The following is a 12,943-nucleotide window of genomic DNA, read 5'->3' on the forward strand; positions in this document are numbered from 1 at the left end:
GCGGGCACAGGCGCTCGCCCCGGCACGGAATACCCGGTATTCACCGGGTGACCGGAAGACGTCACGGTGGGGTCCCCTGGACCCACCGGACGAACGCCGGGCCTCGGATCAGACGGTGCCACCGGGCGGGCGGGCGGAGTGACGGGTGGCCGGACCAGACTGTCCACCTGTGTCTGCGCCGACGGCGGAGTTCGTGGCCCGACCCCACGTGGGGACGGCGCCGACACGGGGCGCGACTCGGAGCCTGGCGGGAGTCCAGCCGAGCTCGGCCTATCAGGGGCGTCGGCACGTCCCCCCGAACCCGCGCCACTCCGTGCCGCATTCCGGGCATCCGTCGAAGCGGCCGAGTCCACCGCAGGCTCATCCCGCGGCCTGCGCGAGCCGGCCGGACCGACCGAATCTCGGACACGCGGCGCCACCGGAACAGCACCATGAACCAGCGGCGAACCCGAACCATCCACCTCGGCACCCGGTGACACGTGCGCTCGCGGGGTTCCCCCGACCGCATTCCGCGCGTGCGGAACAACTCCGGGCACCGCCGTTGCGGGCCCGGACACAGGGCGGGCCCGTCCAGCCTGACGCGCCCCGGCCTCGGCCGGACCACCGACCGCGAATCCCGGCGGAACACCGGCCTGCCCATCGGGTCCACCCCGAGCGAGCCGCTGCGGCGCGAAGGGCGTAATCCCGTGTCCACCAGATGGACTCACCCACCGCCGACGCGGCGTCCGCGAGGACTTGATCCACAGGAACACCAGCCCGCCGAGAATCGCGAACACCAGCGACCACACCACGTACACCCCGAGCAGAGCCATCTCCCGCTCGACGAGGCCGACCACCACCCCGGCCGCGCCGAACAGCCCACCCAGCGTGACGAGCACGACCAGAATCCCGCGGACGACGTCCCCGATCAACGTCGGCTGTCCCGATCCACGACCTGCCCCGGACATCCACACCCCTCGCCGACCACGATCACCCGCCGACATCGCCGTCCGAGGCTCGAACCGCGATGCCATACCCCGCTAGCATGACATTCGTGCCGACAACCCTACGCCGAATCCGATGACCTCCGCCGACGCGATCGTGCTCGCCGGTGGCCGCGCCAGCCGGATGGGCGGGGTGGACAAACCCGCGATCGTGATCGGCGGGCGTTCGATGCTCGACGCGGCGCTGGCCGCGGTGCGCGGCTGCGGCGAGATCGTGGTGGTCGGCCCGCACCGCCCGGAGCTCGACACCGGGATAAAGCAGGTGCGTGAGGTCCCGCCGGGTTCGGGCCCGGTGGCCGCGATCGGTACCGGCATGAGCGCGCTCGGCGCGGGTGCTGCGCCGTGGATCGTCGTTCTCGCCGCCGATCTCCCCTTCCTCACCGCCGACACCGTCACCGAATTGCTCCGCCGGGCAAACGAATCCACCACCGAGGCGGTTTTCGCGATCGACGGTTCCGGTCGTCCGCAGTATCTGGTCGGGGTGTGGCGCCGCGATGCGCTCGCGGCCACGCTCGCCAGGCTCGACGCGCTGGTGAATCAGCCGATGAAGGCGATCGTGCCCACCGAGACGACCCTGGTGGAGCTTCCTGGCACCGCCGACTGCGATACCGAGGAGGCGGTCCGCCGCGCCCGCGAGCACCTCGCCTCGGCCCCGCTGACGCTCACCGAGGCCAGGCAGGCGATCGGCGCCGCGCTGTCTCCGCTCGTCCCGTACGAGGCAGCGCTGGGTGAGGTCCCCGGTGCCGCGCTCGCCGCCCCCATCGTCGCCGCGGGCGCGCTGCCCCGGTTCGACGTGTCGGCTATGGACGGCTACGCCGTGTGCGGTGACGGCCCGTGGCGGCTGCGCCGCGATATCGGATTCGCCGGTGGCGCGAGGCCGGTCGGCCTGCTCCCAGGCGAGGCGGTGCGCATCGCCACCGGCGCGCACGTCCCCGACGGCACCAGCAGTGTCCTGCGCGACGAGTTCGCCGCGATCACCGGCGACGAACTGGCCCGCACGCCCGATACCCCGATCCGCGCGGACATCCGCCGCCGCGGCGAGGACCAGCACGTCGGCGACCTACTCGCCCCCGAGGGCACCCCGGTTACCACCGCGCTCCGTTCGGCCGCAGCCTCGGTGGAAATCACCTCCGCGCTGGTCCGCGGCCCGGTGCGGGCCCGCATCGTGATGACCGGCGACGAGATCCGCAGCACCGGCCCGTTGCAGGCCGGCCAGACCCGCGACTCGATCGGCCCGGTACTGCCCGATCTTCTCGCCGGGCTCGGCGTGCACACGGTCGACCGCGTCCATCTGCGCGACACCGCCCACGGTTTCGACGAGATGCTCACCGCCACCGCGGGTTTCGATTTCCTGTTGGTGGTCGGCGCGACCGGCGGTGGCGCCGCCGACCAGCTGCGTGCCGCCCTCACCCGCGCCGGGGCACGGCTGGTCGTCCCGCGCCTCGCCATGCGCCCCGGCGGTTCCACCGTGGTAGCCGAACTCCCCAGCGGCCCCACCGTTCTCGGCCTGCCCGGCAATCCTTTCGCCGCGGTCGCCGTCCTGCTCGCCCTCACACCCACCATCGTCGCCGCCCGCACCGCCGCCCCCACGCCTCGCGGTATCCACGGTCCACTGCACAACGCCGCCGCCATCACGGGCCCCGTCCAGCGGGTCGCCCCTGCCCGCTACACCCCCGAAGGCGGCTGGCTCGGCGACGGCACCGTCCGCACCGCCCACCTGGCCGGCCTGATCAACCGCGACGGCCTCGTCATCGTCCCCCCGAACGCCCCCGACGGAACCACCGTCGAATTCCTGCCACTCCCCCGCTGAACTCGAGCACCAGCCAACTTCGACCAGCGGAAATCACATCCACCTCCCCGATGGATGTCGCCCGCGGTGGCGGAGAATGCCGGCCGGAGGGGACGGAGATTTGGCCTGATCAGGGCATCTGGAGGTCCGGTATAGTGACCGGCCAGAACCCTGGTTCGGGGTCGAGGCGGTCTGGGGACGGGCCGGGATCAGGACGGTGGGAGGGGGAAGTGATTCCGAACATCGACCCCGTCGAGTGGAAGAATCTCGAAGGCCGGGCGACGGCGGGACAATTGACGATCGATCCGGCAGTCGGGGCGAATCTCGCGCGAGTCTGCGACGATCACCTGGACGCGCTCGAGGACGTGCGCGCCATGATTCGGCAGGTGGACCAGGTCGCCGGGTTCGGGTCGTTCAACTCGAGCAAGATCCTGGAGAAGAAGTTCTCCCGCACCGCGTCCGGTGGTGACCGATCCCTCGAGGAGACCATCGACAAGCACATCGAGGCCGTTACGACAGCCAAAGAAGTTGTCCTCGAGGCGATTGCCAACTTCCAGGCCCAAGACACCTACAACGCTGGACAGTTGGACGGTCTCGGGGGGAACTGATGACCTACGAAAGCTACCGAGCAAGAGTTGTTGCCGCGCAGGAACTATGGAATCAGGAGCGGAGCGGGATCTATCTCGCCCAGTTCTTTACGATCTTCGCCGGTGAGACTCAACCGAACCATCTCACCGGAACCGACGACAGTTTCGACCATTTGACGTTGGCCGAGATGCAGAGCGCGGTCGCCGCGATGAAGCCGAGCACGGTCCAGAGCGCGTCCGAGGTGTGGTCGAAGATCAGTAGTGATCTCTCGACGACGCTGCAGACGTTCAACACCGCGTTCGAGGCCGTCAGCACCGGGCCCGACGGGTGGGGTGGGCAGGCGGCGAGTGCGGCCGTGGCCGCGGTGGGGAACTACGTGAAGCAGTCGGCGTCGCTGCCCGCGGCAGCCCTGGCCGTCGGTCTCAAGCTCGCGGAGATGAAAACGGGGCTGGAACAGACCCAGACGTTGATGCCAGGGCTCACCGAGCGTCCGACGCTGACCGACAAGACCCTGCCTGCCGATGGCGAGACGAAACTCGGGGACTACCAAGGGGACGAGGCGGAGCAAGAAGCTCGGCGCATTCTGCGAACTGTCTACGGACAGGCCGCAATGCAGTCCGACACCGGGGTCCCCTTCATGCCGACAGCGCCGAAGATCGTCGATGACAGTGGAGATTCGTCCACTTCCGGCGGAACGACGGGCACGCCGAACCACAGCGAGACTGCCGACACCGGTGGTGCCGCGAGTCGGTAGCCGTCGCCCGCGACGCCCGCGTGCGGCAACGGAAGCCAACTCGAGAATGAGCGGTGGATGACTTCTATGGCCGCAACTTTGCCACAGTCCTGCAGGTGAACGAACCAGTGAGTAATGACAGGAATGCCGAAGACACGCAACACCTGCGTCAGCAATTGCCGACTTCTGGGGTCGCGTCAGCGGAAGAGATCGTGGGATGTTCGGTCAGTGAGCTGGAAGAGATATCGTCCGGCGCCGGCTCCTTTCGCCTACCAGACCAGGACAACGGCGAGCTGCCGACCGGGATCGGCGAGATCACCGGTGGTGCCACGGGTGATCGGTGCCGGGGACGACCCTCCGCGGCGACAACTCGCGGCCACGATGCTCCCGTGGTAGGGCGGATCGGCCTTCCACCTCGTACGGCGACCGATTTCCACGTTTCATGCTTCGTCAAATATTGTTCGGGAATCGAATTCCCGAACAATGAACACGCCGAATTCCGGCCGGTCGGAACATCATTTTCCGCACGCCTCTATCGCACCGCATTTCCGCTGGTTATCGTATCCGCGTTAGGCGAAACACTATCCCTCGGAAAGGACCGTGTGGAGATGGCTGACAAGTCGAAGAAGGCGCCTAAGAAAATGCCCAAGCAGATGTCGCGGCAGCAGCAGCAACAGCGACAGGAGCAGATGGGCGACGAACCACAAGGCATGACGCGAGCGGGCCAGGAAGATCGGCGCGAGCAGCGCCGCCCCGGCCAGCACTGATCCACCCGCACCGACGAGCCGCCGGAGGACCTCCGGCGGCTCGTCCGCGTTTCGGCCCCGGCGCGACGGTCCTCGGCTTCATCGGCTGCTCTGGGTCCTGCGCAGGTAGACGGCCATCCCCGGACCGGGAATTGCGGCTCGGACCTGGTCGGATACCGTTACCGGGCACGACTGGATCGCAGATAGGACGCCGATGGACGACAGCTCGCTCACCTGGGACGAGGACGACGGGGTGCTCGTCACCATCGACCAGCGCGGGTTGCCGCACGAGGTGCGCGAGCTGCGGCTCGGCACCGTGAACGACGTGATCGGCGCGATCGCCACGCTGGCGATCCGTGGGGCTCCGGCGATCGGGATCGCCGGCGCGTTCGGGGTGGCGCTCGCCGCACGGGCGAACCCCGGCGACGTGGGCTCGGTGTGGCTCGAGGCCGATCGGCTCGCCGCGGCACGGCCGACCGCGGTCAATCTGGCCTGGGCGGTCGAGCGGGTGCGGAGCCGGATTCTCGACGGCGCCGACGCGATGCTGGCCGAGGCGCTCGACTTGCTGGCCGAGGACGGCCGGGTGAACCTGGCCGCCGCCACCAACGCCGCCGACCTGGTGCAGCAACTGTGCGGTGAGCAGCCGCTGCGGCTGCTCACCCACTGCAACACCGGACGGCTGGCCACCAGCGCCTTCGGCACGGCGATCGGCGCGCTGCGGATCCTGCACCAGCGCGGCGCGGTCGCCGACGTGCTCGTCGGCGAGACAAGGCCGCTGCTGCAGGGCGCTCGGCTCACCGCATGGGAACTCGCCGAGGCGGGCATCCCGCACCGGCTCACCATCGATTCCGCGGCCGCATGGGCCATGGCGACCGGGCAGGTGGACGCGGTGCTGGTCGGCGCCGACCGGATCACCGCCAACGGCGATGTCGCCAACAAGATCGGCACCTTCGCCCTCGCGCTGGCGGCACGGCACCACGACATCCCGTTCGTGGTGGTCGCGCCGGAATCGACCCGCGACACCACCATGGCCACCGGGGCGCGGGTCATTGTCGAGGAGCGGATCGGGTCCGAGGTCACCAGGTTCGGCGGGGTCGCCACCGCGCCCGCTGGTACCAAGGTGTTCAACCCGGCCTTCGACGTGACTCCCGCCGATCTGATCACCGCGGTGATCACCGAAAACGGTGTGATCTACCAGAATTCGGAGGTGTCAGCGGCGGCAGTGGCAACCGAACCAGCCCCGGCACAGCGCGCCCCGGCTTCGCCCCGCGACCCGAATACCGGGGACGATCGTCCTGCCGGTGCCGACGCGGCCGCGCCTGCCGGTGCCGACGCGGGCGCGCCTGCCGGTGCCGACGCGGGCGCGCCTGCCGGTGCCGACGCGGGCGCGCCTGCCGGTGCCGACGCGGGCGCGCCTGCCCCCACCTCCGGTTCGGGCTACCGGCGGGTGACCGGCACGATGGCGCGGGAGATCCGAGGCAAGGGCGCGGCGATCGCCACCATCGCCCGTCAGCTCCACCACCGTGGCTGGATGCCGGGCACCGCGGGCAATATCTCCGTGCGGATCGGTGACGACGCCCTCATCACCGGCAGCGGGCTGTCCAAAGGCGCGCTGCGCGAAGACGATACGGTGCTCGTCACGGTGGCCGACACCATGCCATGGCCCGGTCAGCGCCGGAAGCCCTCCGCGGAGACCAGCATTCACACGGCGGTCTACCGGACCAGGGCGGCCGGTGCGGTGGTGCATGTGCATTCACCGTTCGCGACCGCGCTGGCGACCACCGCCACCACCCCCGGTGACGCCGTGACCACCCTGCCGATCAGCGGATACGAGCTGCTCAAGGGGTTCGGGCTGGCCGATCCGTCCGAGGTGGCCGTTCCGGTGTTCCCGAACTGGACCGAGGTAGCGCGTATCGGCGCCGACATCGAGACCTACCTGCGGGAAAACCCTTCCGCCCCACCGGTTCTGTGTATTCACGGGCACGGGATCACCGCCTGGGGCGACACTCTCACCCAGGCGCGGGATCGCGCCGAATGTCTGGAAGCCCTGTGCGAGTTGATCACCCGCACCGGGCGCACCGCTGCCACGCCACTCGAGATCGGATAGTTCATGACCCTGCTGCAAGTGATGGCCGCCGACAACGCCGCCGAGATCCGGGTGCGCACCAGCGATTTCGACGAGATCGACGCCGAGCTGGAGAAGCACAGTGTCGGGTTCACCCGCTGGGAGACCCGCGACGACGCGGCGAGTGTCGATTCCGACCTGCTCCTGGCCTCTTACGCACCGTGCATCGCGTCGGTGAACCAATCGGGCCGGTTCCAGCACATCGATATCGTCCGCATCCACCCCGACGACGACAACCCGGAATGGCAGGCCACCGCGGCGAACGCGCGGGCCAAGTTCCTCGACGAGCACCGGCACGCCGAGGCCGAGGTGCGCTGCTTCGCCGCCGGGCGCGGCTGCTTCTACCTGCATGTCGGCGACGAGGTCCTGGCCATCGTGTGCGAGGCGGGCGACGTGCTCGCCGTGCCTGCCGGAACCCTGCACTGGTTCGATATGGGCACCCGTCCCGACTTCGTCGCCATCCGCTTCTTCGAGGAGGCCGACGGCTGGATCGGTGACTTCACCGGCGACAAGATCAGTGCCAGGTTCCCCACCCTCGACGAACTGCTCGCCGCGCCGTGACCGAGGCCGTCGTCCTCGACATCGAGGGCACCACCAGCCCCACCGACTCGGTGCGCGACGACCTCTACGGCTACACCGAGCAGCGGTTGCCCACCTGGCTGACCGAACACGCCGCCGGCGCGGCCGCGCCGGTGCTGACGCAGACCGGCGAGCTGGCGGGCGAGCCCACCGCAGGCCCGGCCAGGGTCGCCGAGCTCCTCATCGGCTGGCTGCGTTCGGATGTGAAGGCCGAACCGCTCAAAGCCGCCCAGGGCGCCATCTGCGCCGAAGGGTTCCGGGCGGGCGAACTGCACGGCCGCTTCTTCCCCGATGTGGTCCCCGCGCTCACGGCCTGGCACGCGGCGGGCATCCCGCTCTACGTCTACTCCTCGGGATCCGAACGCAATCAACGAGATTGGTTCGCCTTCGCCGACTCCGGTGATCTATCCGGTCTCGTCACCGCGCATTTCGACCTGGTCACGGCCGGCCCCAAGCGGGAGCCGGACTCGTATCGGACGATCGCCGAGCGCATCGCCCGTCCCGCTGCCGACATCCTGTTCCTGTCCGATCACGCCGATGAACTCGATGCCGCCTGCGCGGCAGGCTGGCGGGTGGTCGGTGTTCACCGTCCTGGCGAGCCCAACGCGCCGCGGGCACCCCATCGGTGGGTCGGCTCGTTCGCCGAGATCGACCCACTCGGCTGACCACGGGCAGACGACGGCCCGGCTACCTCGGGTAGCCGGGCCGATCGCATCGCCGGGTCAGGACTTGGCCGTGGCCTTGGTCCGCTCTGCCTCCGGTTCGTAGGTCTCCCAGAAGGTGGCGTTCTTGATGTCGAGCGCCACCGGGTCGAAGACGGGGTTCTTGCCCTCGCGTTTCTGGCGTTCGAAATCGCGCAGTGCCTTGTAGGCGGGCTGCTGCAGGATCAGGATGCCGATGATGTTGAGCCAGGCCATCAGGCCGACACCGATGTCACCGAGGGTCCACGCTTCGCTGGCCGTCGACACCGCGCCCGCCGCGACCGACACCAGGATCAGCGCCTGCAGCACCAGGGTGGTGTTGCTGCCGAGGGTGCCGCGCAGCACCGGGATCGGTGTTGTCGCGTACTTGCCGACAAGGAACCGCAGGTTGGTGTCGGCCATGTAGTAGTAGGCGATGATCGTGGTGATGCAGAAGAACGCCAGCGACACCGCGACGAAGGTCGAGCCGAAACCGCCCCACAGGGTGTCGACGGCGTTCTGCGCGTACGCGGGACCGACAGCCACGTCCGAGGGCAGGATGCCGCCGTCGGCCAGCACCTTGCCATCGGCCGATTCGCCCTCGAAGACCCGGTAGGCACCGGTCGACAGGATCAGGAAGCCGGTGGCCGTGCAGATGAACAGGGTGTCGATGTACACGGCGAACGCCTGCACCAGACCCTGCTTGGCCGGGTGCGAGACCTCGGCCGCCGCTGCGGCGTGCGGGCCGGTGCCCTGGCCTGCCTCGTTGGAGTACACCCCGCGCTTGACGCCCCACATCACGGCGGCACCGACGATCGCGCCGAAGGCCGCGTCGGCACCGAACGCGCTGCGCAGGATCAGGGTCAGCACATCGGGCAGCTCGCTCGCGTTGGCGAACACGATGACGATGGCGAGCAGGATGTAGGCGACCGCCATGAACGGCACGACCACCGAGGCGAAGGCCGCGATCCGCTTGACGCCGCCGATGATGACGAACGCGAGCACGATCACCGCGCCCACCGCGACCACCCACTCCGACACGCCCCAGGCCTGGTTCATGGCAGCGGCCATCGAGTTGGACTGCACGCTCGGCAGCAGCAGACCGCAGGCCAGCACCGTCACCGCGGCGAAGATGAAGCCGTAGATCTTGAACGCGGGCGCGGCCTTGGTGTGCGCCATCGCCCTGCTGAAGTAATACGCGGGCCCGCCGCGGTACTCACCGGTCAGCGGGTCGCGCGTCTTGTAGATCTGGCCGAGGGTGCACTCGACGAACGACGTGGAGGCACCGAGGAAGGCCACCGCCCACATCCAGAACAGCGCACCGGGGCCACCGAACGCGATGGCCGTGGCGACACCGGCGATATTGCCGGTGCCGACCCGGCCCGACAGCGACATGGCCAGCGCCTGGAACGACGAGACACCCGCCGCGGACTTCTCCCCGTGCAGCAGCAACCGGATCATCTCCGGGATCTGCCTGACCTGAACGAAGCGCGACCGGATGGAGAAATAGACACCGGCGGCCAAACACAGATAGATCAGCGAGTTACTCCAGATGTACCCGTTGACCGTGGTCAAGAATTCAGCCAATGTTTGCTGCTCCTCATAGCCGTGATTACCGCCAGCTATGGTCGCATACCATGTAACGAGACAGTTGCTAAGTACGTAAAGTTCGCGTAAGTAATCGGTGAGGTCAGCCCACCTGGGCCCGTACCGCACCTAATTTCCCGCGCGAGACGGTGGCGAACACCCGCCGGGCGTGCGCCGCGACCGGACTCGTCGACCACGGCGCGAGGGTGGTGGTGAACATCAGCTCGCACCACGACAGCGCCGGAATCTCGCCTGCCGCCAGCGTGGCGATGAGCGAGAGTTCGGTGTCGTGCCCGAGCCAGGAAGCCACCAGCCAGGAGGCGTCGAAACGGCCGAGGAATTCCTCGGCGTCGACGGGCGGGCCGAGCGGCACGTCGACGGTGAGGTGCACGACGGCGGCGATCGCGTGCCGCATCTTGGCGTCCAGCCCGACCGCGTCGTGCAGCAACAATCCCTCCAGCGCCGCGCGGAGTTCGGTGTAGGGATCGAGTTCCGGATTCGGCATTGCTGCCCCTTCCTGTGCTTCGGTCTGCTGGTCGAGGCCACCGGTGATCGACCGCAGCGCCGGGGTCGGAGTCGGCTCGGCGGGATCGACGAGGTCGGTGAGCGGGCCCGCAGTCCAGTCGAGCCTGCCGAACGCGTGGCACCAGTCCAGGGCCGGGTTGTCGTCGGTGACGACGAGGTCGAGGGCGAGACCGGCCATCGAGGCGGTGCAGGCCAGCGTGACAGCGTCGAGGTCGGTGCTGACCGACAGGTGCAGTGTGGCCTTCTCGACGCCTGCGTCCTCGCGGGCGCGGCCCGCCAGCCAGATCGCGCGCCCCGCCGCGCTCATCCGCGCCGTGGCGCCGTCGCCACGCGGATGGTCGACGTCGGCGTCGAGGAAGGGGCCGTACCAGAGCGCCCTGCCTTCCGCGCCGCACACTGCGAATGTGTCGGAGACGCCGTCGCCCGCGGCGGCCAGCCAGATATGCCTGTCGTCACCGAATTCCGTCACCCTCATCAGTTCTCCCCGAAATGTGCTGATCGAGCCGTGCGTTCCCCTTCCGATCCAAACGGTCGTGAACAGCCGTGTCCACCGGTCGGGGTAATTCGTGACTTCCCCGTGAGGTACATACACTCACCAGGGCAGTCACCACACCGACGGCACACGGAATGGGCGCTACCAGAAATGCCCGTCGGGCGCCCGGAAAACCCTGCCACGCTTATATGTTGCGTTTATGCCCTACGTGTATTCCGATTCGGTGAACATTCATTTCCGCACCGGCACGGGGTCCGGCCCCACCGTGTTGCTCGCGCACGGATTCCTGATGGACGAATCGATGTTCGATCCGGTCCGGAAACTCCTGGCGCACACCGACATCAACGTCGTCGCCTGGGATGCGCGCGGGCACGGGCGCACCGGCTACGGGCGGTCGCCCGCTTTCGACTACTGGGATCTGGCCGAGGACGGGCTGCGGGTGCTCGACGCGATCGGCGCCGAGACCGCGGTGGTCGGCGGAATGAGCCAGGGCGGATACGCGGCATTGCGCATGGCATTGCTGGCACCGGAGCGCGTCAGCGCGCTCGCCCTGCTCGATACCGAAGCCGGGGCCTGCACCAGGACCGAGGAAATCCGGTACGAGGAATTCTTCGACGAATGGTGCGGAACGGGGGAATTGGTGCCGCTGGCCGAACGACTGGCCCCGCAGCTGATCGGTGGGGACCGGCCGGAGATCTGGCGGTGGTGGATCACCCGCTGGCTCACCCACGATCGCGCGGCCATCCACCCGGCCGCCCGTTGCCTGATCGCTCGCGATTCGGTGCTCGGGCGCCTCGGTGAGATCGGGGCGCCCGCGCTCGTACTGCGCGGCGAACACGATCTGACCAGTACCGCGGAGAAGTCGGCCAGGCTGGCGGCGGGGCTGCCGGGTGCGGGCGCGGTGCGCACGGTGCCCGGCGCCGGTCACGGCTGTGCGGTCACCCACCCCGAGCAGGTCGCCGCCGCGCTGCTCGAGCTGGTGGGAACGAGCACCTCGCGCCGGGCGGAGCCGATCGTCGCCGCCGGGATCTAGCCGGCCGGCGGTGCGGCGGGGCCGCGGACGCCGAGGTAGTACTGGATGCGGCCGGGGTGGGCGACGGAGTCGAGGCGGAACATCTGCACCTCGACGGTGTAGTGCTCGCCGGTGTCCAGATCACACAGTCGCATGGCGGTGTGCTCGCGGCCGTAGACGGTGTCGCCGTCGTCCCAGATCCGCCGGAAGTCCGGGTACTCGGCCAGCTCCTCGAGCAGCTCGGCGGACCAGTCGCCACCGCCCTGCTGCCCGATCAGGCCGCGCAGCCAATGCACTGTCAGGCTGGATTCGAGTTCCCACTCGACCATCACCTTGCGGGAGAGCGGATTGCCGAAGAACCAGCGCAGGATATTGGCATCGGAGACCAGACCGGGGAAGGCGCGGTGATAGGACTCGTTGCCCGCCAGTACATTCCAGCGCGTGTCGACGTATGCCGCCAGGTTCGGCTCCTGCAGGGCGAGGGTGCGGCGCATCTCGTCGTTGATCTCGGCCCGCAACTCCTCGACCGACGGGTTGTCGGCGGGGACGAGCCCGGCCAGATCGAACAGATGCCTGCGCTCGACATCGGTCACCGGCTCGATCCGATCCAGGTACCGCACCAGTGCCTCGACCACGACCTGCGTCGGCCGGGCCCGGTCGCCGCTCTCCAAGTGGGTGATGTAACTCGAGCTGACGCCCGCCGCGAAGGCCAGCTTCTCTCGGGAGATCCGGCGGTCGTCGCGCAGCCGCCGCAGCAATCCGCCGAGTGTCGGCGGCTTCGGTGATCCGGCCGGACCGTCGGACGGTGATTTCGGTAGCACGGCAACCCTCCCTGTCTGCACAGGAATCATCCTGGATGACGTTTCAACCACGAACCAATCGCCGAACGGGAAAGTTGCCGTTTCTTTATCTTGACGCGTCGACGATCCTGTGGCTACCGACCGGCAAATCCGATCGGCTCCCTGCGCCACGGACCCGCGGCCGCCGCGAAACGACGCCGCCATTCTGTGCGTGCCGTCACATCCGCGCTGTTCAGTGGGGCTTCCGCATGTGTAAACAAATGTAAACCGCCCGAGAAGCGGCGGTTTCGTAAGCATCACCGC

11 protein-coding genes are annotated in these 12,943 nt (G+C 68.7%); 8 read left to right on the forward strand and 3 right to left on the reverse strand.

Going from position 1 to position 12,943, the window contains the following annotated elements:
* Positions 1–1,059 precede the first annotated feature (1,059 nt).
* The 7 genes from ACFOW8_RS10175 (at position 1,060) to mtnC (ending at position 8,208) form a co-directional block, all read left to right on the forward strand.
* Positions 1,060–2,793 (forward strand): NTP transferase domain-containing protein, encoded by a 1,734-nt coding sequence (locus tag ACFOW8_RS10175; protein ID WP_378549098.1) that lies wholly within the window; start codon positions 1,060–1,062, stop codon positions 2,791–2,793.
* Positions 2,794–3,002: 209 nt separating this feature from the next.
* Positions 3,003–3,380 carry a hypothetical protein gene (locus ACFOW8_RS10180; RefSeq protein WP_378549101.1) on the forward strand — a complete coding sequence of 126 codons (378 nt, stop codon included), beginning with the start codon at positions 3,003–3,005 and terminating at the stop codon, positions 3,378–3,380.
* Positions 3,380–4,114, forward strand: a complete 735-nt coding sequence (locus ACFOW8_RS10185; RefSeq protein WP_378549104.1) for a hypothetical protein — start codon at positions 3,380–3,382, stop codon at positions 4,112–4,114. The genes ACFOW8_RS10180 and ACFOW8_RS10185 overlap by 1 nt, the downstream gene beginning before the upstream one ends.
* 53 nt (positions 4,115–4,167) lie before the next feature.
* On the forward strand, positions 4,168–4,860 hold the full coding sequence (locus tag ACFOW8_RS10190; RefSeq protein WP_378549107.1) for a hypothetical protein: 693 nt from the start codon (positions 4,168–4,170) through the stop codon (positions 4,858–4,860).
* A 193-nt stretch (positions 4,861–5,053) separates the two neighbouring features.
* Entirely contained in the window at positions 5,054–6,946 is a 1,893-nt protein-coding gene (gene mtnA, locus ACFOW8_RS10195) for an S-methyl-5-thioribose-1-phosphate isomerase (protein ID WP_378549110.1), read from the forward strand.
* A gap of 3 nt (positions 6,947–6,949) precedes the next feature.
* Complete coding sequence (locus ACFOW8_RS10200) at positions 6,950–7,525, forward strand: 1,2-dihydroxy-3-keto-5-methylthiopentene dioxygenase (RefSeq protein WP_378549114.1); 576 nt, start codon at positions 6,950–6,952, stop codon at positions 7,523–7,525.
* Entirely contained in the window at positions 7,522–8,208 is a 687-nt protein-coding gene (mtnC, locus tag ACFOW8_RS10205; RefSeq protein WP_378549117.1) for an acireductone synthase, read from the forward strand. Before ACFOW8_RS10200 ends, mtnC begins: the two co-directional genes overlap by 4 nt.
* 57 nt (positions 8,209–8,265) lie before the next feature.
* On the opposite strand, the gene ACFOW8_RS10210 is transcribed toward mtnC, so the two are convergent.
* Positions 8,266–9,810 (reverse strand): alanine/glycine:cation symporter family protein, encoded by a 1,545-nt coding sequence (locus ACFOW8_RS10210; protein WP_378549120.1) that lies wholly within the window; start codon positions 9,808–9,810, stop codon positions 8,266–8,268.
* A gap of 103 nt (positions 9,811–9,913) precedes the next feature.
* Positions 9,914–10,810: a hypothetical protein gene (locus tag ACFOW8_RS10215; protein WP_378549123.1), complete on the reverse strand. Its 897-nt coding sequence runs from the start codon at positions 10,808–10,810 to the stop codon at positions 9,914–9,916.
* 217 nt (positions 10,811–11,027) lie between these two features.
* On the opposite strand from ACFOW8_RS10215, the gene ACFOW8_RS10220 reads away from it, so the two are divergent.
* Positions 11,028–11,861, forward strand: coding sequence for an alpha/beta fold hydrolase (locus tag ACFOW8_RS10220; protein ID WP_378549126.1), 834 nt, complete (start codon positions 11,028–11,030; stop codon positions 11,859–11,861).
* Here ACFOW8_RS10220 and ACFOW8_RS10225 read toward each other — a convergent pair.
* The gene (locus ACFOW8_RS10225) at positions 11,858–12,661 is read right to left on the reverse strand and encodes a helix-turn-helix transcriptional regulator (RefSeq protein ID WP_378549129.1); all 804 of its coding nucleotides are present in this window, start codon (positions 12,659–12,661) and stop codon (positions 11,858–11,860) included. The two genes, ACFOW8_RS10220 and ACFOW8_RS10225, sit on opposite strands and share 4 nt — an antisense overlap.
* Positions 12,662–12,943 lie beyond the last annotated feature (282 nt).

The sequence above is a fragment of the Nocardia rhizosphaerae genome, from assembly GCF_042650365.1.
In the GTDB taxonomy this organism is placed as follows: domain Bacteria; phylum Actinomycetota; class Actinomycetes; order Mycobacteriales; family Mycobacteriaceae; genus Nocardia; species Nocardia rhizosphaerae.